This window comes from Haladaptatus sp. AB643 (assembly GCF_024136975.1).
In the GTDB taxonomy this organism is placed as follows: Archaea; Halobacteriota; Halobacteria; order Halobacteriales; family Haladaptataceae; genus Haladaptatus.
Genome location: NZ_JAMYJW010000016.1, coordinates 84,158 through 107,171, shown reverse-complemented (window position 1 = coordinate 107,171; position 23,014 = coordinate 84,158). Strand labels below are relative to the sequence as shown.

Here is a 23,014-nt window from a genome sequence, read left to right as displayed (position 1 = left end):
GCACGTTCCGATGGGAAGACGGGTTCGAGGAATAACCGCGAGGGAGACGAGGCGCTTCGCGCCTCGCAAGACGAACGGCAAGTGAAGTGAGCCGTGAGTCGAACGAGCGGGGAGTTTTTAGTGCAGGTTTTTTACGAGGAGGGGTGGGCGAAGCCCATCCGACGAGGTAAAAAAGTGCGCGGTTATTTCCACCAGTCACTTCTGCGCTCCCGTTCCGAAGCGTGTTGGAACGGCGGTGCGAGTTCCGACTCGTCGAGGCCGAATCCGTAACCCAACCAGTAGCCGGTGTACCACCCGATAGTGTCGGTATCGACGCCCGAAATCGAGATGGTGAGCTTATCGTACTCCTCCAGTGCGGAGTCGCCGTCGGGATCGGTGCCACGGACACCGCCACAGGAGCCGCTCGTTCCGGGGTTGCACGGAAGCGTCTCGGGGAACTCAATCACGATATCGGCCGCGGATCGATTCCTCGTGAACGAGAACGTAGCGTTCGACGGAACCGTCCCGTCCGCGCCATCGGCGTAGTAGTCGAGTGCGTGCCGGACCTGCTTTTTGACTGCGGTACGGTCCTTCGTCGCGCCGAGATACACCGTGAAATCCGGGTCCGCCCACGGGAGGTCGCGCTCGGTCGCGTCCGGTTGGGGCCGCGTCGAGAGTGCCGCCGAGGCGGCCATTATCGACTGTGGGGCGGAACTGTGGTTCAACCCGAGCGTGTGACCGACTTCGTGTTTCAGGATGAGAACGGTCGAACCGTTCGAAAACGAGTCGTCCACGTCGATTCGCATGGGACGGGAAATCTGTGCCGAGTCGGTGATATACGGCGCACAGCCAGCGGCGTTTTCGACGCGGGGACAACTTTTCACGGTATCGACGAAGTTGATCACGAGATCTGGATGTTTCGCGTTCGGCGTCAACTCGTACTGAATCGAGTAGCCAGCGTACTGCTCGCTGTGGTTCTCCCAGTAATCGAGCGCCTGTCGTATCTCGGGAGCGTAGTTACGCGAACCGTCGGCACTCGCGTTGATCGCAACTTGCACTGGCCCGTCCCCCCACGGGTTCGTGCGGTCGGCGACCATTCCGGTTCCCGTTTCCGTTCCTGTCTGTTGGTTCACCGTCCGCGTCGGGTTGGTCACGGTGTGTGTCGTGTAGTCGAACTGCGCGCCAGCACACCCTGCGAGGACGAGACAGGCAACGAGCAACAGTACACGCTGCTTCATCGTTACGTTATCCGACGCTAGCCCTATCAAACCTTCCGGCCTCGGAAAATCCAGTTCGGAGATAGCTTGGAAATACGACTCTTGATCGAGGCGGGCTATTATTATCAATGTTGTACTAGTGTATTGAATCGGACAACGTATTTCGTTCAGTGAATAATTGGTACCGATTTTAGGGTGCTGATAACGGGTTAATCACTCATTGGAGGACGAATTCGGACGTTCCAGATCGTTCTACAACGCGATTGTCATCGCTGATTGACCGTTCAAAACCGTTCAATCCGTTATGATTCTGTTGTAATAGGAAACTGGGCATAACCATCGTTCTCACTTATTGGGGGTGATACCGATAGCCAAACTGGGCAGCATGACGCACATTAAAGCAAGCGCCGCCGTGGCGATAGTTGCGATAGAAATACTCGCTGGGGTCGCATTACTGGCCGTCGCATTTGGTATCTAAATGAATAGCGGCTGAGGGGAGTAAGCCCCCTTCTGTTCGGCCCAGTATTCGGCTCAGCGTCCGAACCATCCCCGGATGATCTCCGGAGGCACGTCGGAGGACTCCGACGGCGTGTCCGGGCTACCAATATGGCACGGACTTGCACCGGCAAGGATTCACCGTTCCATCCATTCTTCGCGGTCCGCGTGTCGACAGCGTCGGCACGCATCGACGCGGCGGTTTTACCGTCGCGCCGTTCCGGTGGCAGTGCCACCGGATCCCTCGGTGGGTTAACTCCCTTCCCTCTCGGGTCGGTTCGCACACCTCATCGGTCACGCGAAGTGGTCTCGTTTCTGTTTCAGAGCCAGTGGTCTCCCACTCCGGACTTGCGTCCGGTTGCCTACCCGGCGGGTGGGGGGACTTTCCTCACGTAGGTACCGGAAATCGGTACCGTCCGCACGCGGCGATTACCACGTGCACCGCGGAAACCGGGCTCCCTCTGCCGAGGAAAGCTAGTCTTTGCACGCGTTTAAGCCGTTCGATACGAATAGTCATGGGCCCTTAAAGCCGGCCAGGTTGAAGGGAAGCGTTGAAGGTGTTTGTATGCATAAACCATCTGTATGTCTGAGGCACAGGCAGTAACCCTCTCCTACGAGGATGGCACGCGCGCGGTCGAACTCGCTCGGGAGGCAGTCAATTCTTACGTGATCAACGGACAACGAGAACAGCCAGGAAGCATGCGAGAAGCGTTCTATGCACGCACTGGCGTATTCGTCCGGCTCGAATCCACCCGTGGTCGTGGAAGCCTACGCGGGTGCGCAGGTGCCTACGACACGAGCGAACAGTTGGGGCACGCGATCGTCGATTCCGCCATCGCGGCGGCGAGCGAGGATTCGTGCGGGTCGGAAATCGAACCCGCAGAGTTGTCGAATCTCAACATCTCCGTGTTCATCGTCGAGGATACCAAGTTATCGAACGATCCGGCAAACGACATTCGGCTAGGGCGACACGGGGTCGCCATCGAAGGTCGTGGCGGTGCAGCGTGGATGTATCCGACCCTGCCGGTCGAACACAACTGGAGTACGTTCGAGTATCTCGACCGAACGTGTCGCAAGGCTGGTCTCCCGCACGGGGCATGGGAAGACGACGACGTGACCGTAACGATCGTCGACGGACCGGTGTTCCGCGAGCGCGAACCAGAGGGGAGTATCGAGCGGATTTAAAAGTTGACGGCTGCCGCGTCTTCTTCAGCACGGCGAGCAGCGGCATCGATATCGAACTCCCGTACCAGTTCCCCATCACGGATCAGCGGCTGTAGCAGCTTCTCACCGTCCGCGTCGTGGCGTGCGAGACCGACGTCATGGCCGCCATCGGCCGTGCGATACACCTGTTTTCGTCCGGAGAGCTTACCGCGCTTGGATACCGGTTCGCCATCGACTTCCACGATGTCGAGCGCGAAGTCGACCGGATTCGCGTCGCTGACGTAACTTCCGACGCCGAAGCCGTCCACGATATCGCCGAGATTCCGGAGTTCTGCCGGGCCGAGACCGCCGCTCGCGAAGATATCGACGTCCTCGAAGCCGTGTGAATCCAGTTCCCAGCGGAGTTCCCGTAGGATGTGCTCGAAGTTTCCACGACGCGACCCCGTGGTGTCGATGCGAACGCTGTCGAGATCGTCGCCGAGCGTGTGCGCCGCGCGAAGCACCTCGTCCTTTTCGTCGGAGAAGGTATCACAGAGCGCGACACGGGGAACGTCCTCGCCGACCGCGGCGTCGAACGCGCGCCACGCGTCCTCCTGGTTGCCGTTCCCGAAACAGATCATCAACGCGTGGGGCATGGTGCCGCCGGGTTCTCGTCTCAGTACCTCACCGGCCGCGACGTGCGAAAACCCGTCCAATCCCGCGACGAGCGCGGAGCGCTCGACCACGGCCGCGATGGACGGATGGACGTGCCGCGCACCGAAACTCAGGACTGTGGACTCCGGAGCCGCGAGCCGTGCTTCGAGCGCGTTCGTCGCCATTCCCGACGCATGCGAGAGAAATCCCAACAGCGACGTTTCGTATCGTGCGAAGTCGAGATAGTCGCCCTCGATGGACATGACCGGTCCGCCGTCGAACAGTCGACCTTCCGCCATCGCGTCCACGTCGATGGGAAGCCCGGAGAGAAGGTGGGCCGCGTCTTTCACGCCGGAGAGGAGTTCGAACTCGCCGGTCGGGAACTGGTCTGCGGTCACTTCGGCGACGACGTGCGGGTTCTTCCCGACCGCTTCGAGCGTCGTCTCTGTACGAAGGAAGTAGGCATCCGTCGCGGTTCCGTCGCGGATTGACTCCTCGGAAACCACGTCGAATCGGTCGCTCACGCGAACCACCTGTCTTGCATATCCGGGGGTATTCCCCGCGAGAGAGAAAAAGGGCCGGATTCGTCGGTGTGAAAAGCGGAATCTGAAAGACGGTCGATTCGAAGCGCTGTGATACGTCGTTGCGCTCTACGATGCGGTGTTGCCGTGAACGTGCGAGAGGTCCGACACCGTGGGCGCGTTCACGATGGTGACGGTGTTTCCGTTCTGCCGGACTTGGAAGGCATCACCGAAGCCCGTGCTGTCTGGCACTGTCCACGTGTTTTGCTTCCCGTCGACCTTCTTCGCGTCGTGGTAGTTGAGCAGTTTCTTGTAGGCGTTCACGAACTGTGTCGCGTCCTGCTTCGAATCCCACTTGGTTTTGAAGACGTAGCCGGTCTCGTTTTTCGGCTCGTTGGGGTTCGTGTAGACGACGATCTTGTCGCCGTCCCATCCGTCGGTCGGTTTGCTCTCGTAGTTGAGCGGATCGACCGTTTGCAGGTTGTCGCCGTTCTTGTTGAAGAAGTTTTGTGCGGGGATGATCTGTGTGGTTCCCTGGCTTTCGTAGTACGGATACATGAACATCGCGAAGATGCCCGTTTCACCGACTTGACCGTAGCTCGGTCGCCCCTGCGGTTTCAGACGTTTCCAGCCATCGCTCGTCGTATCCTGCACCGAGATGTTCGACGGTTCGTCGCTCGGATACTTCTCCGGGTGGATTATCTGTTCGGTGCTGGTGGGTGGGTTCGAGTACAACTGGTTGACACCCTTCCAACCCTGCTGCTTGCGAATGTATCGGATGAACGCGGGACCGTCGCTGTACGGTTGGTATTTGATGAGGTACGGTCCGATGTTGGCGAGATCGCCGCCACTACTCTGTTCGGTGTCCGATAAGCACGTCCCCTTCCACTGGTTCTGACAGCGGTTCTGATAGAGGAACTCGATGTTGTTGGCTTCCCCTTCGAGCAGGCCATTGATGGCGTTGGTTCGTTCCCGGGTGGACTTGTTGAACGACGTGATGTCGAAATGCTGGTCCTGAAGGGCGTGCATCAGTTCGTGTGAGAGCGTACTCTCGCTCACTTTCAGGTGTTCGTTGTCGTTCGAGACGAGGACGATGGAGTCCTTCGACGGACTGTAGTAGCCACCGACGGACGAACCGGAGTTCGTGTTCTGCACCGCGATGGAGTCCGTCGATTCGTTGATCATGAACAGCGATTCGTACTTCGCGTTGTCGAACAACTGCCGGTTTGCGGGGACGGACTGGTTGCTCTGTTGCTTGCGGAATTCCTTTCGAGAAATGATCTTGACGGGGACCTTCTGCGTGAACTCCAGATGGCGTATCTTCTCGTCACGGGCCATCGCCCGATTGACGATCGCTTCGACTTCCGACTGATTGAAGCCGTCGCTCGCGTCAACGGAGAGCGTCTCGTTGTACCAATATCCGTTCTCCCAGCCGAGAACGTCGGATTTCGGGTCCGGCGGGTGAGTCGTTTTGTTCGTGTTCGGTCCGGACACCGCCGTCCCGTCGCTCTGCGATGTGCTCGTCACGTCAGGACCGCTCTGCGATGTGCTCGTACTCGTATTCGTCCCAGGGGCTTGGGCACACCCCGCGAGAACGAGCATGAGGGCAAGCGCAACTACGGTAAATGTTCGCATTCTCGTGCCTGCAAAGTAGGACTGCTATGTAAAAAAGCTCGTGAAAGCGAGGCAAAATAAACCGGACGCGAAACCGTTTCGTGAAAACCGCCCGTAGTCCCGAGTATGAACGTCGATTCCGATTCGACCGCCGTCGTCGTCGTCGATATGCAAAACGGCTTCTGTCATCCGGATGGGAGTTTGTACTCCCCCGCAAGCGAGGACGTTATAGACCCGATTCGAAACCTCCTCGCGCGCGCTCGGGACGCAGGTGCGTCCGTCGTGTTCACCCGCGACGTGCACACGCCCGAGCAGTTCGAGGACACCCACTACTACGACGAGTTCGACCGCTGGGGCGAGCACGTCCTCGAAGGCTCGTGGGAGGCCGAGGTCGTGGACGACTTCGACGTTCGCGAGGACGACCACGTCGTCACGAAGTACACCTACGACGCCTTCTACCAGACCGACCTCGAAGGCTACCTGAACGCCCACGACATCCACGACCTGCTCATCTGTGGGACGCTGGCGAACGTCTGTGTGCTCCACACCGCCGGAAGCGCCGGACTGCGCGATTTCAAACCCGTCATCGTGGAGGATGCGGTCGGCTATATCGAGGAAAGTCATCGGGACTACGCCCTCGAACACGCCGCATGGTTGTTCGGCGAAGGTGTGGAACTGGACGATATCGAGTTCGAATAGCGACGAAGGTTTTTAAATGAAGATGCGGCCAGATTCGTCAGGATGATCGATACCAGAGACTGAGAGACGAATACGAAAACAGCGCGGAGTAAGCCAAAACAGGAACTCGACAGCTCAGCGAATCTCCACCGAAATCGAGTCGCCGACCGAAAAGTCGTGGCCAGGACGGACGAGTTTCGCGCCGAACTGCTCCAGCGAGACGAACAGGGAGAGTCCGGTGATCGGTTCGCCGTTCGCACAAATCTCCACGTCGTCCCACGTCACGGTGCGACCGACGGCCCTCCCGACACGAGCGTCGAACAGTGAAACTGGCTCCGGGGCCACTGGTTCCGATTCCGTTTCCACTCGACCTTCCGATGCGCGGAGCACGCCGCCATCTCGCGGCGTTGCCGCTCGATATTCCGGCGTACGGAGTACGCCGCCGCCCTCGTAGTGTGGCAGTCCACCATCCAGCACCACAGCGTCGCCGCCGACCACTGCTTCGATACCCGCGAAGCACTCGCCGGGAGCGGGATGCACCGGCGAATCGAGGACGACGAACGTCTCCCCGGTCTCGACCACTTCCCCGGTGCCGTCCCACGGAATCGGTTCCACGTCCACCGGGAGGTCGAGCGGGAGCGATCCGGATGCGCGCACGGGGTTCGAATCTGGCTCGCGGAATCCGAGATGGATGTGGTTTGCGACCCACGGCGCAAAGAAGCCCGAGCGAACCAACTCACCGAGCGAGTCGCCGACTTCGACCGTGTCTCCCGGTTCGACCGACGGGTCGACGTGCAGGGTGCGCGCGAGGTAGTCGCCGGTATCGACCACGATGAGGTGGTCGTGCTCCACGGCGTAGGGTTTCGACGGGGCCGTTACCGTCCGGGTTTCGACCACCTCCCCAGCGACGGGACTCGGCGCGAGGGGCGTCCGTGGCTCCTCGTTGTCGGGATAGAGGTCGATAGCACAGCCGTCATCGTGTGCGGCGTACGGCGAGTTGTAGATCGAAAATCGAGGGTAACGCGACAACACGTCAGGGGGAAGCCCGACCATGAACCCTGTTACGAGCGGGAGCGTTTACATACATCGGGTCACAATAGTGGGCCATGCGTGTGCTGCGTGGGCAGGCGGAGACGCGGGATGAGGACCGGCAGGTCACTGCCGCGATGCTCACGGAGACGGCGGACACGGAGGAATCCGCGGTTCGCGTCTGGACACCACATCGACAGATCGCGTTCGGGCGGCGGGATACCCGTGCCGAGAAGTACGAAGTCGCGAAATCCGTCGCGCGGGCGTGTGGGTTCGAACCTCTCGAACGAAGCGTCGGTGGACGTGCCGTCGCATACACCGGAACGACGGTCGCGTTCGCCAAAACGGTCCCGCTGGCGGACATGCGAACGGGCATGGAAAAGCGGTACGCCGAAATCACGGAGGACCTCCAGCGCGCGCTCTGGCGACTGGGGGTTCCGGCCCAGCGCGGCGAGCCGGAACGGTCGTTCTGTCCGGGCGATTACTCGCTCCAGTGGAAGGGGAAGGTTGCCGGCGTGGCACAACGGGTTCGAACCGGCGCGGCGCTCGTTTCCGGCGTCGTCATCGTAGACGACCACGGTGAAATCGCGGGCGTCTTGGACCCGATTTATTCCGCCCTCGACGTCCCGTTCAATCCCGATTCGGTCGGGAGTATCGCCAAGGTGGACGGTGATAGCGACCCGGAGCGCGTCGTCGAGATAATCGAGGAGATGTTGGTCGGTGGCGCGGACGTGACGGTCGAACACGTTGACCGAGGGATTTAGGACGATTCCCGGAACAGTGGCGAGTATGCTCACAATCCGGAACGCGACGCTACCTTCTGGGAGTAGACGAGACGTTCGTATCGACACAGACGCCGGGAGGATATCGGCCGTTGGCTCTTCGCTCACGGAGTCCGGCGAGGTGGTCGATGCGACTGGAAAACTGTTGTTGCCCGGCGCTATCGACGCTCACGTCCACTTCCGACAGCCCGGCTTTTCACACAAGGAGACGTGGGAGACCGGCAGCAAGAGCGCTGCCGCGGGTGGCGTGACGACGGTCGTGGACCAACCGAACACCAACCCACCGACGGTCGATGCGGCGTCGTTCGACGAGAAAGCCGAACTCGCGGCCAAATCCTACGTCGATTACGGCATCAACGGCGGTGTCACACCCGACTGGAATCCGGACGAACTGTTCGAGAAGCCGATTCTTGCGCTCGGTGAGGTGTTCCTGGCGGATTCGACCGGGAAAATGGGTATCGAAGAGGACCTGTTTCGGGTGGCGGTGGAGCGAGCGACGGACAACTACGTCGTCGTGACGGTGCACGCCGAGAACGCTGATCTGTTCGATTCGGACGCGAAATCCCGTGACGATGCGGACGCGTGGAGCGCCTACCGAACCGCGGAAGCCGAGGCCGACGCCGTCGAACGGGCGTGTAAAATCGGGAACGACCTCGACGCGCGACTGCACATCGCCCACACCAGCACGCCGGAGGGAATCGACGTGGCGAAGGACGCGGGTGCGACCTGCGAGGTGACGCCGCATCACATGTTCCTCTCGCGCGACCACCTCGACGAACTCGGGACGTTCGGGCGGATGAATCCCCCGCTCCGGAGCGAAGAGCGCCGCGAGGAAGTCTTCGCACGCGTGGCGAACGGGACGGTGGATATGATCGCAACCGACCACGCGCCACACACGCGCGAGGAGAAGGACGCCGGAATCTGGGACGCACCGAGCGGCGTGCCGGGCGTCGAGACGATGCTCCCGCTCCTGTTGGAGCAAGCACGTAACGGGAACCTCAGCTACGAACGCGTCGCCGACCTCACCGCTCGAAACCCGTCGAAGGTGTTCGGTCTGCCGCGAAAGGGTCGAATCGAGGAGGGTCGGATGGCCGACCTCGTCCTCGTCGACCCCGACGAATCCCGCGAGATTCGAGCGGACGACCTTCATACCAACTGCGACTGGACGCCGTTCGAAGGGTGGATGGGTGTGTTCCCCGAGATGACGATGGTTCGCGGTCACGTCGTCTTCGAGGATGGCGAGTTCGGCGAGCAAATCGGGGAAAACGTTCGAGCATAGACCCCGAAATTATCCGTCGTGGGGGTGTAGCGTGTAGCGACCCTATGCAAGCAGTCGTCCTCGCCGCCGGAAAGGGAACCCGTCTTCGGCCGCTCACCGATGAGAAACCGAAAGCGCTGGTCGAGGTAGCCGAAAAACCGATCCTGACTCGCTGTTTCGAGAACGCCCTCGAACTCGACGCGGAGGAGTTGGTCGTCGTCGTCGGATACGAAGGGAAACGGATTCGAGAACGATACGGGGCGTCGTTCTCCGGCGTTCCGATAACGTACGTCCGACAGGACGAGCAGTTGGGGATGGCACACGCGCTGTTGCAGGCCAAACCGTACGTCGAAGGGGATTTCATGTGTTTCGACGGCGACTGTGTGATCCGCGCGGACCTCCACCCGCTGGTCACACGACAGCGCGAAGCGGGGGTGGATGCAGTACAACAGGTCGAAGAAGTCCCGACCGAGGCGGCGCGCGTGAAGGCTATTTGTGACGTGACGGACGGTGGTGAGTTACTCGGAATCGAAAAGCAACCCGACGACCCGCCCGAACCGAGCCTCATCGCGGCGGGATTCGCGGTTTACAGTCCCTCGATCTTCGAGGCGTGTGCCGAGACCGAGTTGTCGGTGCGCGGCGAATACGAACTCGCGGAGTCCATCGAGCGGTTCGTCGCCGAGAATACGATGCTGGTGGGGCAAACCGACGGATGGACGGTAAACGTCAACACGCCTGCGGAGCGGGACGACGCGGAGCAACGGCTTGTCGGTAATCGGTGATTGGTTGGTGATCGGTGATCGGCGACCGATGATCAGCGAGCGTTGGACCGTGGGGCCGCCAAGGTTAGGCACTCTCGCGACGATAGTCAGCGCGATATGCCGGGGGAGAACACGGTCGAGATACCCATCGATTCCGTTCGCCTCGATGGGTTTCTCGACGTTCCGGAGGGTTCGACAGGAGTCGTGGTGTTCGCACACGGGAGCGGGAGTAGTCGGCACAGCCCACGAAACAACTTCGTCGCGGAGCGACTCCACGAGTTCGGTCTCGGGACGCTCCTGTTCGACTTGCTCACCGAAGCGGAGGACGAGACGTACGCGAATCGGTTCGATATCGGATTACTGACTGACCGCCTCGTCGCGGGGACGGAGTGGCTCGAAGACGAGCGGGGAGTCGTGGAGCGTCGTGTCGGGTACTTCGGGTCGAGTACGGGTGCGGCCGCTGCACTGCGTGCCGCCGCTCGTCGTCCGGACATCGGCGCGACGGTCTCGCGCGGTGGGCGTGTGGACCTCGCGATGGACACTCTCGCCGATGTGACCGCCCCGTCGCTGTTCGTCGTCGGCGGACGGGACACCGACGTACTCGAACTGAATCGGGAGGCGTACGACGAGTTGGGGTGTGAAAAGCGATTGGAGGTCGTCGATGGGGCGGGGCACCTGTTCGAGGAATCGGGAACGCTGGAGACAGTTGCGACCCTCGCCGGTGAGTGGTTCGCGTCGAAACTCGTCGAGCCTTAAGGAAGGAAGAAGGGAACCAATGCGAGAAGCAGTCCGGCGAGGACACAGAGCAACCCGTAGGTCTGATACCGCGCGACACCGAACTCGCCGAGTTCGCCGGTCGATGCGACCGCAACTGACTGTCTGATTCCAAACACTTCTCGCGGCTTTGTCGTGACGACGACGCCGAATAGGGCGAATACGACGCCCACAAACAGTGTTTCGAAGACGACCATATCATCCATAACAATGATATAATGAAAAATGTTGCGGCTCAGTGTGCCGCACGCAAGACGGTCGTCATAACGACGACGCCGAGCATGCCGCCAGCGCCGAAACTTCCGATGGCCGTCATGGCTCGGCGAGACCCCGCCTCCGTCCAGTTCGAATTCGTATCGAGGTGTTCCTGCACATTTTCGATTGCAGACCCAGCGAACACCGACCCCGACCAGCCGAGGATGGCGAACCCGAACGCGAGTGTGGCGACCGCGAACGTCTTCCGACTGGCGAACGAGACCGTCTCTCCAGTAACGACGACGAGGAGCATGGCAGCACTGCTGAGGACGATGCCAAAAAGTCCGAATCGAACGATGAGACGGATTCGCGGGCGCAGATAACCGGCGAAATCCATCAGTCGACCGCTTCGCGCATCCGGGGGTCGAGCGCGTCGCGCATCCCGTCACCGAGGAGGTTGAAGCCCAGCACCGTGACCGCGAGGAAGAGGCCGGGGAAGAACGACCACCACCACGCGCTCGGAATGCTGAACAGGCCGTGCTTGACGCCGTTCGAGAGCATCAGTCCCCACGACGGGGTACCCGGAGCGCCACCGAATCCGAGGAACGATAGCGCCGCGAGGTCGAGGATTGCGAGGCCGAAGTTGAGCGTGCTCTGCACCGTGATCGGCGCGAGGCAGTTCGGCAGAACGTGGCGGACCAGCACGCGGGCGTTCTGTGCCCCCAACGCCACCGTCGCATCGATGTACTCGTCTTCGAGCACTTTCAGGGCCGCTCCGCGGACGACGCGGGCGAACCGCGGCGTGTAGACGAGGGTCAGTGCGGCGACTGCGCGCCACAAGCCCCATTCATTGGGGAAAATCGCGACCAACGCGAGCGACAGCAGGAGCGATGGGAACGCCAACAGCACGTCCATCGTCCGCATGATGATGTTGTCGGTGAGGTCGCTGTAGTAGGCCGCGACGATGCCGAGACCGACACCGAGCGTCGTGGAGGCGACGACCGTTACCGTTCCGAACAGCATGGCGTACCACGCCCCGTAGAGGACGCGCGGGAAGATGTCCCGTCCCAGTTGGGTCGTTCCGAAGGGATACTTCGCGCTCGGTGGGTGCATGCTCGGTATCACCCCGATCTGTGTCTGTTTGATGGTATCGAGATCGATGGTAAATCTCGCGTAAATCGCCACTACGAGCATGAAGACGATGATGGCGAGTCCGGTGACGGCGAGGCGATTCGACAGGAGTTCGGAGAGGAACGGCGACGCCCGTAGGCGTTCGAAGAACCCACGGGAAACCGTTTCGCTGTTTTCTGTTTGCGTGCTCATTGTTGGATCCTCGGGTCGAGATAGGAGTAGGTGATGTCGACGAACAGGTTGACGAGGGTGAACAGGAGCGCGAAGGTCAGCACGGTTCCCTGTACAACCGGGAAGTCACCGACTTCGATTGCGTCCACGAGCAGCGTTCCGATACCCGTAATCCCGAAGACGGTTTCGGTCAGCACTGCGCCGCCGAGCAGGGTACCGAACTGGATACCGATGACGGTGATGACCGGAATCAACGCGTTTCGGAAGCCGTGTTTCAGCATCGTGATCTTGGTTCCCTGTCCCTTCGCGCGGGCGGTTCGGATGTAGTCCTGCCGGACGACCTCCAGCATGGACGACCGCATCATGCGCGAGATGAGCGCCATCGAGTAGATACCGATGACGAGCGCGGGCAAGAACAGGTGCATCACGGCCGATTGGAACGCCGCGAGGTTACCGCTCAACAACGTATCGACGGTGATGAGGCCGGTGACAAGCGGAATGCTGAACTGTGATGCGATGCGCTGGCTCGGCGGGAACAGATGGAGAATCTGGGCGAACAACAGAATGATGAGCGGTCCGCTCCAGTAAATCGGGACGCTGATGCCGGTCAGCGCACCGAGACGGGTGAGGTGGTCGGTCGCGGAGTCCTGCTTGATGGCCGAAATCACGCCGAGCGGGATTCCGAACAGAATGCCGAATATCTGCCCGTAAATCGCTAGCTCGACGGTAACGGGAAGCTTGTGTAGGAGGATGTTCGTGACCGGAACACCCTTTTGAATCTGGTAGGACTTTCCGAGATTGAGGTGAAGCGCCTTCCACAGGAAATCGAGGTACTGGACCCAAATCGGTTGGTCCAGTCCCATTTGGTGGCGAACTTGCTCGACGAACGCCTTCGACGCCCGTTGACCGGCAACCACCTTCGCGGGATCTCCCGGTGACAGTTGCAGAATGGCGAAGACGAACGTCGCCACCCCGAGTAGCACGGGAACGAGTAGCAACAGTCGCTTGACAACAAACCGCTTGGATATCATCTACACCAAGGTCAATTTTGCGGGGTCAAAAAATGCTCGTTACTACAATCAGTCAGTTGAGTTTCACGAGACGGAGGAACGGACCGCTGATGGGTGCGAGTTCGAACCCGCTGACCCTGTTGTGAACGCCACGGAGGTCCTTCGCGTGGTCCATGAACACCCACGGCGCTTCGTCGTGTGCGAGTTTGCCCGCCTTCTTGTACTTCTTCTTCCGCGTCGCGTTGTCGTAGGTCACTTGCGCGTCCTCGACGAGCTTCATGAAGTCCGTGTTCGCCCATCCGGCCACGTTGAGCGTGTTGAAGTTCTCCGCGTCGAAGCTGACCCAGTCCTGTCCCTTCGGAACCTTGTCGATGGAGACGCCGGGGTGGAGCAGCGCGTAGTAGAAGTTGTCCGGGTCGGCGTTGTCCGTCATCCAGCCGAGGAAACACGCGTCGTGCTTTCCGCTACTGGTGTAATCGAGGAACGGATCGAACGCCTGCTGGTGGATGGTCACCTCGATACCGACTTGGTGGAGGTTCGATTTGACCGTCTGGGCGGCCTGAATCGGACTCGGGTTGTACGTCCGCGGGTTCTTGAACGTCGCCAACTCGAACGAGAAACCGTCGCCGTAGCCCGCTTCCTTCAGCAACTTCTTCGCCTTCTCCGGGTTGTGCTCGTACGGGCTGATGCTGTCGTTGTAGCCCATGACGCTTTCCGGAATCGGCTGGTTCGCCTCCTTTGCGATACCATCGAAGATGGTGTTGACGATGGCTTTCGTGTTGATGGCGTAGCTGATGGCCTGCCGGACCTTCTTCTTCCGGAACGGCTTCACCTTCGCCATGTTGAACGCCATGTAGCCGACGTTGATACCGGCGGCCGAGACGAGCTCCGCGTTGCCGGACTGCTTGACCTGCTTGGACGACTGTGCGCCGAGTCCGTCGATGATGTCGGCGTTGCCAGTGTCGAGCGTCTGGGCGCGCGAGGTGTTGCTCCCGACGACCGTGAAGACGACTTCGTCCACGTAGGGACCGTCTCCCCAGTAATCGTCGTTCTTTTCGAGGCGAATTCGGTTGTTGTTCGTGTCCCAGTTCTTGAACTTGAACGGCCCGGTGCCGACCGGTTTCGATTTGAGGTCCTTGCCTTTCTCTTTGATCGCTTTCTTGGAGTGAACCGCCGAGACGAACATGGCGAGGTTCGGCAGGATCGGCGCGTACTTCTTCTCCAAGGTGATCTCCAACTCGTTGTCGCTCTTCGCTTTCACGTCCTCGATGACGCCGAGCGTGTACGGACCGTACGAGGAGGCGTACTTCTTGCCGGGGTAGTACTTGTAATCCGTATCCACGAACCGTCGGTAGGAGGCGACGAAGTCGTCCGCGGTGAACGTCTCTCCGTTGTGGAACTTGACGTTCTTCCGGAGGTCGAGCGTGACCGTCTTGCCGTCGACCTTCCAGTTCGTCGCGAGCCCTTCGGTGAGGGAGGTCTTTCCGGGTTTGAACGCGATGAGCGTGTCGTAAATCTGGTTCGTCACCTTCGCGGCTTCACCGCTCGTCGTGTTCTGGAAGTCGAGCGACCCCGAACCGCTACCGCGGGTGTAGGTCAGCGTGCCGCTCTTGTCGCCGCCGTTTCCGTTATCGGTGTTGTCTCCGCCACCGTTACCATCGCTCGTCGAACTGTCGTCGTCGCCCGTGTTACCGCCGATACAACCAGCGAGCGTCGCTGCTGCCGCAGCACCACCAGCAGCTTTGAGGAAATTACGTCTGTCAGTCAATCTGTCGCGTGACGCCATACGCCAGTGTGGTCACATGTTCTATATAAACATACCGGACCAATAGTATTCAGAACCGGAAATAAATGAAAGAAACAGTCGAACAGCGCCAACAATTAGTCACACTTCCGCACATAAAGTTTGGATTCTTAAATAGAACACCGTTTTTCATTAGAGAAAACGACGTTCCGGGATGGTTCGGCGACGAATCCGGCGACACCGTCGTCTATGCGCCTTCGACGCGTGGTATTGCACACGCGTGTTTCGAGATGGTCAATAAAGGAACCCAATGACCAGAAATGTCGAATCGACTACTACGGTTGATCGTAGAGGTGACAGGCCGACGGGTGGGTCGTGTCCTGAAGCACTGGGTCCTTCTGCTCACAGATGCTCGTGAAGTGCTCGCGCAGAAGCGACTCAGCCGATTCCCAGTCGCCGTCCGCGAGATGGTCGAATGACTGGGAAACGATATCCCGCGGTACGCCCGTCGGTTCCTTCTCGAACAACCGGTCCCAGAGCACGGCGTGGAAGGAATCGTCCACAGGCTGTCGGCTCATCGGTTCGTCCGTCGAAGCGGGAGATTCCACGTCCGACGAGGGCTGGGCGTCAGTCTTCCTCTCGCCCCCGTCCGTCGCGGCCCGCTCCGGGGACCCGCCTTCCGCTGCCTGTTCGTGAACCGATTCGAGGTTGATAGAGCGGTCTTCGACTCGCTCGCGGTAGTTCATCACTTCGCGGTACGCCCGCTGGTCGATGTCCATCCCCTCCGGCGGGATGATCTGCGGACAGCGCGTTCGGAAGTGACAGCCGCTCGGCGGGTCGATGGGCGACGGCACGTCACCCTTGAGGATGACGCGGTCGTCGGTGTCCGCTCTGGGGTCGGGTTCCGGAATCGCCGAGAGTAACGCCTGCGTGTAGGGGTGTTTCGGGTCTGCGAACAGTTCGTCCGTGTCCGCTATCTCCACGATTTCGCCGAGGTACATCACGGCGATACGGTCGGAGATGTGCCGAACCACGGAGAGGTCGTGCGCGATGAACAGGAACGTCAGGCCGAACTCGTCCTGCAGGTCTTCGAGCAGGTTGATGATCTGGGCCTGCACGGAGACGTCCAGCGCCGAGACCGGTTCGTCGGCGACGATGAAGTCCGGGTCCACCGCGAGCGCGCGGGCGATGCCGACACGCTGGCGTTGGCCGCCGGAAATCTCGTGTGGGTACCGGTCGCGCTGACTGGGGTCGAGGCCGACGTTCTCCATCAGTTCCTCCACGCGTTCCCGTCGGTTCTCCTTCGCCAGTCCGTGAATCTTGAGCGGTTCCGCGATGATACTCCCGATGGACATCCGGGGGTCCAGACTGGACAGCGGGTCCTGGAAGATCATCTGGACGTCCTTGCGTCGCTCGCGCATCTCGTCGCCGTCCAAGCCGCCGAGGTCCGTTCCGGCGAAGACGACTCGCCCGTCGGTCAGGTCTTCGAGCCGGAGCAGCGACCGCCCGGCGGTCGATTTGCCACAGCCGGACTCGCCGACCAATCCCACCGTCTCGCCCTCGTAGATGTCGAACGAGATGCCGTCGACCGCTTTCACGCTGTTGTCGCCGTCCGAGAGCCACTTGTCGAGGAAGTCGTCCGCGCGCGAGTAGTGCTTCTTCAGTTGATCGACTTCGACCAGCGTGTCGCCGATTTCGTGGTCACTGGTCGTGAGACTCTCCTGTTCCTGGATGTACTCCGTTTTGTCGAACGATTCGAGGACGCACTTGGCGCGGTGGTCCAGGTCCTCCGGACCGTGTTGGAGGTTCGGGATTTCACCCTGCGTACATTCGGGTTGCGCCCACGGACAGCGGTCGGCGAAGTGACATCCCTGCGGCATGTCGATGAGGTCGGGAACGTTCCCCTCGATGGGAGTCAGCCGTTCCTTGTCCTCGCGCGGGACGGATTCGAGGAGCGCGTAGGTGTACGGGTGGCTCGGGTTGTGGAAAATCTCGTCTACGGGACCGACTTCCACGAGGTCTCCCGCGTACATCACCGCGACTCGGTCACAGGTCTCGGCGACGACGCCGAGGTCGTGGGTAATCATGAAGACGGACATGCCCAACTCGTCCTGCAGGTCGTTGATGAGGTCGAGAATCTGGGCCTGAATCGTCACGTCCAGTGCGGTCGTCGGTTCGTCCGCGATGAGCAGTTTCGGCTTGCACGCGAGCGCGATGGCGATGAGGACGCGCTGGCGCATCCCGCCCGAGAACTCGTGTGGGTACTCCTCCACGCGGGATTCCGGTTCCGGAATCCCCACCTCTTCGAGGATGTCGATGGTGTCTTCGAGGAGTTCGCCGTCGATTTCGTCGTTGCCGAGTTTCGGGGCGATTTCCCGCACCGCGTTCCACCAGCTATCCTTTCGCTGGCCGCCGTACTGGTGGAGTCGAAGGCTTTCGGCCACCTGCTCGCCGACGGTCAGTGCCGGGTTGAGCGAGGTCATGGGGTCCTGGAAGATCATCCCCATCTCGCTGCCGCGGATGTCCCGCATGACGGATTCGGGCGCGGCCATGATGTCGATGTAGCCCTCGTCGGGGAACACGAACTCCCCGACGCCGCTCGGATATTTTTCGGCGAACTCTTCGGCGACTTCGGCATGTTGGAATTCGATATCACCCGAGACGACTTCACCCGGGTCGTCGATGAGTTGCATCGCCGAGAGCGCGGTAACACTCTTTCCAGACCCTGATTCGCCGACGAGTCCGATCGTTTCGCCCTCGCGGATATTCAGTTCGAAGTCGTCCACCGCTTTGACAGTCCCCCGCTCGGTATGGAACTGCGTCTTGAGATTCGAGATGGACAGTAGATCGCTCACGATTACGCGGCTATGGTGGTCGCGCGAGCAAAAATCGTTCGGTTGAGTATAGCATACGACACAGTAACGAAAGGAAGCTCGTGAAAAAATCTCACAACCGCAAAACCATCTCTAGCTCGAAACTCTCGGCATCGGCGGTCTCGAACCCGACGTTGCGATAGAGGTTGACGGCGGCGCGGTTCCATCGTTCGACCGTGAGCCACACCTTGTCGATGCTTTCCTGTCGCCCGTAGCCGAGGAGTGTTCGGATGAGATGTGATCCGATTCCGGCGCGTTGGTACTCCTGATGTACGAAGATGGCGAGCTCGTAGGAGGAGTTCCCGTCGGGAACGAGGGTCGCATGACCCGCGACCTCGTCACCGTCCCACGCGATGACGTTCAACCCGTCGCCGTCGGTCAGCGTCTCCACCCAGTTGCGCACCCGTGGTTCCGTGGCCGGGGGAATCCCCTGTGCTCGGTCAGCCGGGTCGAAATCGACGTACATCGAGACGAGTGCTTCCGCATCACCCTCCTCGAAGGGACGGACTTCGATGTCTCGCCCTTCGCGGTCGGTGAACGTCTGCGGTGGTTCCGGGAACGGCCCAGCGGGCTCGTCCGGGAACCGGCGGTCGGGACTCATCGTACTAGTTTCACCGAGACGTGCGAGTTCAATAGGACGAATTCCGCGATCTGGCCCAAGCGGATCTTCCCCATCGGACTACGCTGGCCGCCGCCGAGGACTATCTGTTCGAACCCTTCGCTTTCGGCGATGTCGAGCAGTCGGCTCCCGGGGTCGCCGGACACGTCCCGAACGGTCGCGTCGAACCCGACGTCGTCCAGTACCGCCTGTACCTTCTCCGTGATGTCGTCCTTCGCCAGATCGCTTTCCGGGTTGTCGAGGATGGCGACCGTCAGTTCGTCGTCCGCCGCGACCGCGCGCTCGACGGTTCGGGAGAGCGCGGTAAGGGAGTCATCGCTCCCGCCGATTCCCAATAAGACCTTCATACTACCTCCATTTCCGCCGGGTATCAAAACAGTTGGGTGCGATACGCTTTTGCACCCCGCTCGGTAACGACGGGATATGTCGAACGACCCCTCCCCGCCCGAGCCCGAAACGGAGGACGAGCACGCCGAAACGACACGCGAGACGGCGGAAGGCGTTTCCCAGGAGATGGCCGCCGAATCGGCGACCGAAACGACTCCCGACGCCGGAAACGATATCGCACCCGATGTCGGAAACGATACCACACCCGACGCCGGAAACGATACCACACCCGACGAACCTGATACCCCCGAAATACCGCCGGAGGTGCAGAAATACGCGCGATTCAAGAAGATGGACGGGGCACAGTACGACCGCGTCAACGAGTTCCTGCGCGACCGGACCTACATCACCGCGCGCGAGTGGGCAATCGCCCGTCTCTGTGCGGACTTCCGAACCGAAACCGGCGTGGAGATGACGAAAATCGGGAACAACCTCCCGTATCTCGTTCCGTTCATGACCGACACGTACACCCCGCAGGCGGTGAATCAGGCGCGGTCGGCGTTCGAGGACAAGGTTCGAAAAGCGGGCGCGACGTTCCTCTACGGCGCGATGTCCGGATTTTTCACCGCCGAGGAGCTCGACGACGTGATGTACGAGGTGACCGAGGTCGCCAAGTTCCTGCTCGAAGTCGAGGGCGTGGACCTCGCGGTCGAGGACGAACTCGCCGCCGAGGACAGGATTTCGAGCGTCATGCGCGAGGTGCGCGAATCGAGCGAGGAGTTGCGCCACGACGAGATGGAGTGTCCCCACTGCGGGCACGAAATCAACGGCGAGGAGTAGGGTTCGTTACTCTTCGACGTCCGCTTCTTCCACGTCGGCGGTCGCCGCTTCGATCTCTTCCTCCGTCGGGCGGAACAGCGACGGGTCGTCGTGAACGAACTGGACGCGGTCCTCGCTCAGCGTTCGGACGAACGTGTACATCTCCCCCGCTTCCGTCGCGTCGTCCAACATCCCCTCCGCTCCCTGCATGTCGTAGTACACCGGGTAGAGAACGGCGGTTTCGGCGTCGTGGTCTTCCATGACGACGACACCGAACACGAGGCCATCGGCGAGCGCGCGATAGAATTCGAACGCATCGAACGAAACGCCGTCCATCAGTTCCTTTACCTCCTCGAACTCGTTGTCCGGAACGAGCACGTCGAGTCCGAACTCGTCGTCCTCGTCCAGCCAAAGCGGCGTTACGTCGCCGGGATGAAGCTGTACCGTCTTCCATCCCTCGTCGTCGTACTCCGCCGCTGTCGCGTCCATGTCGTCGATGACGTTCTCCCAGTACGGCATCGCGCGTGAGTGCGCCGTGACGTTCGGCGTCGTCCGGTCCATACACCGATGGGTGGCTTTTGCGGGTAAAAACGTTGTGTCATCGCGGTTCGAACGCGCGTCTCAACTTCTGGCGATTCGGGGGGACACCAGATAATCGACTACCCCAGCACCTTCGGCGAACGAGTGGTGCATCGCGAGCGGGATGTCGACGCCGAGTTCGAGTTCGACGTCCAAATCACGCGGCATCGCTCGGTCGATGGCTGTCAGATAGTCGATGGAGAACAGCGCGTGTGCGTCGCCGGGGGTGAACCCCGCGAGGTCATCCGCCGGAAGCGCGAGCGAGACGTCGTCGGTGTCGCCGTCCTCCTCGGCGTAGAACAGTTCCTCCTCCGCGTCGATTCCGAGCGTCACGTGACTCGAAACCATATCGGCCGCCGTCACCGCCCGACTGATGGTTTCGGCGTCCGTGACGACTTCCCCGGTGAATTCGAACTCGACGTTCGACCGGTCCGGCGGAGAGCGAACCGTCTCGGGGTCGAGGAGGGCGAGCGTGTAGGTGAGTTCGCCGATGCGAATCACGAGCTTTCGCGTTTCGGCGTCGAGCGTAAGCGATATCAATTGGTCGCGGTCGGCCATTCCGACGATGTCGCTGAGCCGTGGGACGTCGACGCCGACGTGGGCACCGTCGGTCTCGTAGGATTCGAACGCGTCGGGTTTCAGGACGAGGTCGATGGCGGCCACGGTGGCGGGGTCAATCGCCGGGATACGGATACCGTCGTCGTCGAGGTAGAGGTGACACTCGTCCACCAACGCCTCGACCAGCGAGACGGTCGTCTGCATCACGTCGGCGTCCACCACCCCTTCGAACAAGCTGTCTCCGTCGCTGCTTTGCCGTGGTTTCGAACTGGTTTCGCTCATCGTTTATCGGCTAAGATATCAGCAAACAACCGCATAATGATTTTGCTAACAATTCAGATAGATAACTCGATATGGATTATGATTATATGAGTGCATCTCAATACATAACCTGATACAAGTTATGGACGGGAATAAGCGACCCCGTGGAATCCTGAGCCAGGCCGACCGAGCGTATCTTCGTGGCGAGTCCGACCTCGCGAGTACGCAATCGGAACGCAACACGCGTGCGCGCATTCGGGACCGAACGTACAACGCGATGTGCGATTTCGAACTCCTCGTTGAGCGGCTTCCGGAACGCGACCGACGGCTCATCTTCGAAAAGCGGTTCGAAAACATGGACGGCGCGGCGGCGTTCGATGCGCTCGTGTCCGCCGTTTCGTTCCTCTATCGGGCGACCGAGGACACCAGCCTCGATTTCGAGACGGTATTGCACGAAGGAATCAACATGGCGGAGGTGAGAGAGGGCAGGGTGGCGAGCGTCGATCTCGATCTGACCTTCCACTCGCTCTCCGTCGAGCAACTACGACACAAGTTGGAAGAGGGTGAAGCGTTGTCGCTCACCGAAATCGCCTACCTACACGACAGCGACGAGATACGGATGGACGAACTGGCGGAGTATTTCAGGGACGCGGACGAGGAGTTGGCGATCGACGACGGGCGGATTCAATCGAAGATGACCAACTTCTGAGCTCCATCTAACCGAGAGAATGAAATCAGACCGAGAGAACGGGTTGGCTGGCGTACAGGAGTACGTACTCCGCCGCCTTTTCGAGCACGTCTCCGGGTTCGTCGGCGAGCGTTTCCCGCGGGACGACGATGAAGTCGGCATCGATCTCGTCCGCACAGTCGAGCACGGTGCTGCCGGGATGGCGGAGTTTGCTGTGCGTCGAAAAGCCGTAGGCTATCGAACTGCCGAGTTCGACGTCGGCGTTCTCGGCGATGGCGTGTGCACCGTCGATGAACGATTCCGTCTCGTCGATGACGTCGTCCTCCTCGACCGTTCCGGTTTCGATCGCTCGGGACACTTCCTCACCGAACACGTAGAGCGTGTGAACATCGGCACCGTAGCGGTCGGCGATAGCAACCGCGTACTCGACGGCACGCACCGATTCGTCGCTTCCGTCCACCGGAACGAGTACCGTGTTTACTTCGACTGACGACTCGGACATACGTGTGGGTGCGCGTAGGTAAGCAAAAAGCCTTCTCCCGCTTGCCCGTCGAGAAACCGCAATCGGATGGGATTGCGGCTTGAGTGCAACCTTGCCCCGTCGGGCGTACTGATAACATGCACCATAGACCTTAGCCGTTTGGATTGGTGCAATATAGTCTTAGGCTTTAAGCGGGATGCCGGAGGAATGAGAAACGATGATAGACACCGTCGTTATCGCCACCGATGGTTCCGAGAGCGTCGAACGGGCAGTGACGGTCGCACTCGACCTCGCGCGCCGCTTCGATGCCGAGGTACACGCACTCTACGTCGTGGACGAGGGAGAAGTGAACTCCTCCCCCGAAACGCTGCGCGAGGAGTTTCACGACGCGCTCGAAGCACAAGCCGAAACGGCGCTCGAATCGATCCGCGAGAACACGAACGGGAGCGTCGTCACCGCCGTCCGGGAGGGCGATCCGGCCGCCGAAATCGGGGAGTACGCCCGCGACAACGATGTGGATGTGGTCGCGACGGGGACGCGAGGACGACACGGCGAAAACCGATTCCTCATCGGGAGCGTCGCCGAACGCGTCGTTCGAACCTGCCCGACACCCGTGTTGACGGTCCGGCAACTCGACCCGAGCGAGGCGTGAG

The 23,014-nt window shown here is 60.6% G+C and carries 24 protein-coding genes and 1 other RNA gene; 9 read left to right on the top strand and 16 right to left on the bottom strand.

Annotation, left to right across the window (positions count from 1 at the left end; all coding sequences use genetic code 11):
- Positions 1–182: 182 nt before the first annotated feature.
- Both NKF25_RS22755 and rnpB read right to left on the bottom strand, forming a co-directional pair.
- Positions 183–1,217, bottom strand: coding sequence for a matrixin family metalloprotease (locus NKF25_RS22755; RefSeq protein ID WP_253228913.1), 1,035 nt, complete (start codon positions 1,215–1,217; stop codon positions 183–185).
- Between the two features lie 466 nt (positions 1,218–1,683).
- An RNA gene (gene rnpB / locus NKF25_RS22750) (RNase P RNA component) lies at positions 1,684–2,157 on the bottom strand.
- 116 nt (positions 2,158–2,273) lie between these two features.
- On the opposite strand from rnpB, the gene NKF25_RS22745 reads away from it, so the two are divergent.
- On the top strand, positions 2,274–2,876 hold the full coding sequence (locus NKF25_RS22745; RefSeq protein ID WP_253228912.1) for a TIGR00296 family protein: 603 nt from the start codon (positions 2,274–2,276) through the stop codon (positions 2,874–2,876).
- Here NKF25_RS22745 and NKF25_RS22740 read toward each other — a convergent pair.
- Both NKF25_RS22740 and NKF25_RS22735 read right to left on the bottom strand, forming a co-directional pair.
- Entirely contained in the window at positions 2,873–4,012 is a 1,140-nt protein-coding gene (locus NKF25_RS22740; protein WP_253228911.1) for a nicotinate phosphoribosyltransferase, read from the bottom strand. The two genes, NKF25_RS22745 and NKF25_RS22740, sit on opposite strands and share 4 nt — an antisense overlap.
- Positions 4,013–4,138: 126 nt before the next feature.
- Entirely contained in the window at positions 4,139–5,644 is a 1,506-nt protein-coding gene (locus NKF25_RS22735) for an Hvo_1808 family surface protein (protein WP_253228910.1), read from the bottom strand.
- 105 nt (positions 5,645–5,749) lie between these two features.
- Here NKF25_RS22735 and NKF25_RS22730 point away from each other — a divergent pair, with 105 nt between their 5' ends.
- A complete protein-coding gene (locus tag NKF25_RS22730) occupies positions 5,750–6,322 on the top strand; it encodes an isochorismatase family cysteine hydrolase (RefSeq protein ID WP_253228909.1) in 573 nt (190 codons plus the stop codon).
- 114 nt (positions 6,323–6,436) lie between these two features.
- Here the strand turns inward: NKF25_RS22730 and NKF25_RS22725 are convergent, their stop codons facing one another.
- Positions 6,437–7,354: a hypothetical protein gene (locus tag NKF25_RS22725; RefSeq protein ID WP_253228908.1), complete on the bottom strand. Its 918-nt coding sequence runs from the start codon at positions 7,352–7,354 to the stop codon at positions 6,437–6,439.
- A gap of 53 nt (positions 7,355–7,407) precedes the next feature.
- On the opposite strand from NKF25_RS22725, the gene NKF25_RS22720 reads away from it, so the two are divergent.
- The 4 genes from NKF25_RS22720 (at position 7,408) to NKF25_RS22705 (ending at position 10,887) form a co-directional block, all read left to right on the top strand.
- Complete coding sequence (locus NKF25_RS22720) at positions 7,408–8,094, top strand: lipoate--protein ligase family protein (RefSeq protein WP_253228907.1); 687 nt, start codon at positions 7,408–7,410, stop codon at positions 8,092–8,094.
- Positions 8,095–8,119: 25 nt separating this feature from the next.
- Positions 8,120–9,391, top strand: coding sequence for a dihydroorotase (locus NKF25_RS22715; RefSeq protein WP_253228906.1), 1,272 nt, complete (start codon positions 8,120–8,122; stop codon positions 9,389–9,391).
- A gap of 44 nt (positions 9,392–9,435) precedes the next feature.
- Positions 9,436–10,152 (top strand): sugar phosphate nucleotidyltransferase, encoded by a 717-nt coding sequence (locus NKF25_RS22710; protein WP_253228905.1) that lies wholly within the window; start codon positions 9,436–9,438, stop codon positions 10,150–10,152.
- Between the two features lie 96 nt (positions 10,153–10,248).
- On the top strand, positions 10,249–10,887 hold the full coding sequence (locus NKF25_RS22705; RefSeq protein WP_253228904.1) for a dienelactone hydrolase family protein: 639 nt from the start codon (positions 10,249–10,251) through the stop codon (positions 10,885–10,887).
- Here the strand turns inward: NKF25_RS22705 and NKF25_RS22700 are convergent.
- From NKF25_RS22700 to NKF25_RS22665, 8 genes are all read right to left on the bottom strand, one after another.
- Positions 10,884–11,102: a hypothetical protein gene (locus NKF25_RS22700; protein WP_253228903.1), complete on the bottom strand. Its 219-nt coding sequence runs from the start codon at positions 11,100–11,102 to the stop codon at positions 10,884–10,886. The genes NKF25_RS22705 and NKF25_RS22700 overlap by 4 nt on opposite strands.
- 38 nt (positions 11,103–11,140) lie before the next feature.
- Positions 11,141–11,497, bottom strand: coding sequence for a hypothetical protein (locus tag NKF25_RS22695; protein ID WP_253228902.1), 357 nt, complete (start codon positions 11,495–11,497; stop codon positions 11,141–11,143).
- Entirely contained in the window at positions 11,497–12,423 is a 927-nt protein-coding gene (locus NKF25_RS22690; protein WP_066144909.1) for an ABC transporter permease, read from the bottom strand. Before NKF25_RS22690 ends, NKF25_RS22695 begins: the two co-directional genes overlap by 1 nt.
- Entirely contained in the window at positions 12,420–13,433 is a 1,014-nt protein-coding gene (locus NKF25_RS22685) for an ABC transporter permease (RefSeq protein WP_253228901.1), read from the bottom strand. The genes NKF25_RS22690 and NKF25_RS22685 overlap by 4 nt, the downstream gene beginning before the upstream one ends.
- Before the next feature lie 52 nt (positions 13,434–13,485).
- Positions 13,486–15,198, bottom strand: a complete 1,713-nt coding sequence (locus NKF25_RS22680) for an ABC transporter substrate-binding protein (RefSeq protein WP_253228900.1) — start codon at positions 15,196–15,198, stop codon at positions 13,486–13,488.
- 293 nt (positions 15,199–15,491) lie between these two features.
- Positions 15,492–18,011, bottom strand: coding sequence for a dipeptide ABC transporter ATP-binding protein (locus tag NKF25_RS24390; protein ID WP_253228899.1), 2,520 nt, complete (start codon positions 18,009–18,011; stop codon positions 15,492–15,494).
- Positions 18,012–18,102: 91 nt separating this feature from the next.
- The gene (locus tag NKF25_RS22670) at positions 18,103–18,630 is read right to left on the bottom strand and encodes a GNAT family N-acetyltransferase (RefSeq protein WP_253228898.1); all 528 of its coding nucleotides are present in this window, start codon (positions 18,628–18,630) and stop codon (positions 18,103–18,105) included.
- Positions 18,627–18,995, bottom strand: coding sequence for a universal stress protein (locus tag NKF25_RS22665; RefSeq protein ID WP_066144901.1), 369 nt, complete (start codon positions 18,993–18,995; stop codon positions 18,627–18,629). The genes NKF25_RS22670 and NKF25_RS22665 overlap by 4 nt, the downstream gene beginning before the upstream one ends.
- A gap of 76 nt (positions 18,996–19,071) precedes the next feature.
- Between NKF25_RS22665 and NKF25_RS22660 the strand changes: the two genes are divergently transcribed.
- Positions 19,072–19,815: a DUF5806 family protein gene (locus tag NKF25_RS22660; RefSeq protein WP_253228897.1), complete on the top strand. Its 744-nt coding sequence runs from the start codon at positions 19,072–19,074 to the stop codon at positions 19,813–19,815.
- 6 nt (positions 19,816–19,821) lie between these two features.
- On the opposite strand, the gene NKF25_RS22655 is transcribed toward NKF25_RS22660, so the two are convergent.
- Positions 19,822–20,355, bottom strand: coding sequence for a hypothetical protein (locus tag NKF25_RS22655; RefSeq protein WP_253228896.1), 534 nt, complete (start codon positions 20,353–20,355; stop codon positions 19,822–19,824).
- Between the two features lie 60 nt (positions 20,356–20,415).
- Positions 20,416–21,165, bottom strand: coding sequence for a DNA polymerase sliding clamp (locus tag NKF25_RS22650; RefSeq protein WP_253228916.1), 750 nt, complete (start codon positions 21,163–21,165; stop codon positions 20,416–20,418).
- Positions 21,166–21,334: 169 nt separating this feature from the next.
- Here NKF25_RS22650 and NKF25_RS22645 point away from each other — a divergent pair, with 169 nt between their 5' ends.
- Positions 21,335–21,901 carry a hypothetical protein gene (locus NKF25_RS22645; RefSeq protein ID WP_253228895.1) on the top strand — a complete coding sequence of 189 codons (567 nt, stop codon included), beginning with the start codon at positions 21,335–21,337 and terminating at the stop codon, positions 21,899–21,901.
- A gap of 25 nt (positions 21,902–21,926) precedes the next feature.
- Here the strand turns inward: NKF25_RS22645 and NKF25_RS22640 are convergent, their stop codons facing one another.
- Complete coding sequence (locus tag NKF25_RS22640) at positions 21,927–22,382, bottom strand: universal stress protein (protein ID WP_253228894.1); 456 nt, start codon at positions 22,380–22,382, stop codon at positions 21,927–21,929.
- 196 nt (positions 22,383–22,578) lie between these two features.
- Between NKF25_RS22640 and NKF25_RS22635 the strand changes: the two genes are divergently transcribed.
- Positions 22,579–23,013 carry a universal stress protein gene (locus NKF25_RS22635; RefSeq protein ID WP_253228893.1) on the top strand — a complete coding sequence of 145 codons (435 nt, stop codon included), beginning with the start codon at positions 22,579–22,581 and terminating at the stop codon, positions 23,011–23,013.
- Position 23,014 lies beyond the last annotated feature (1 nt).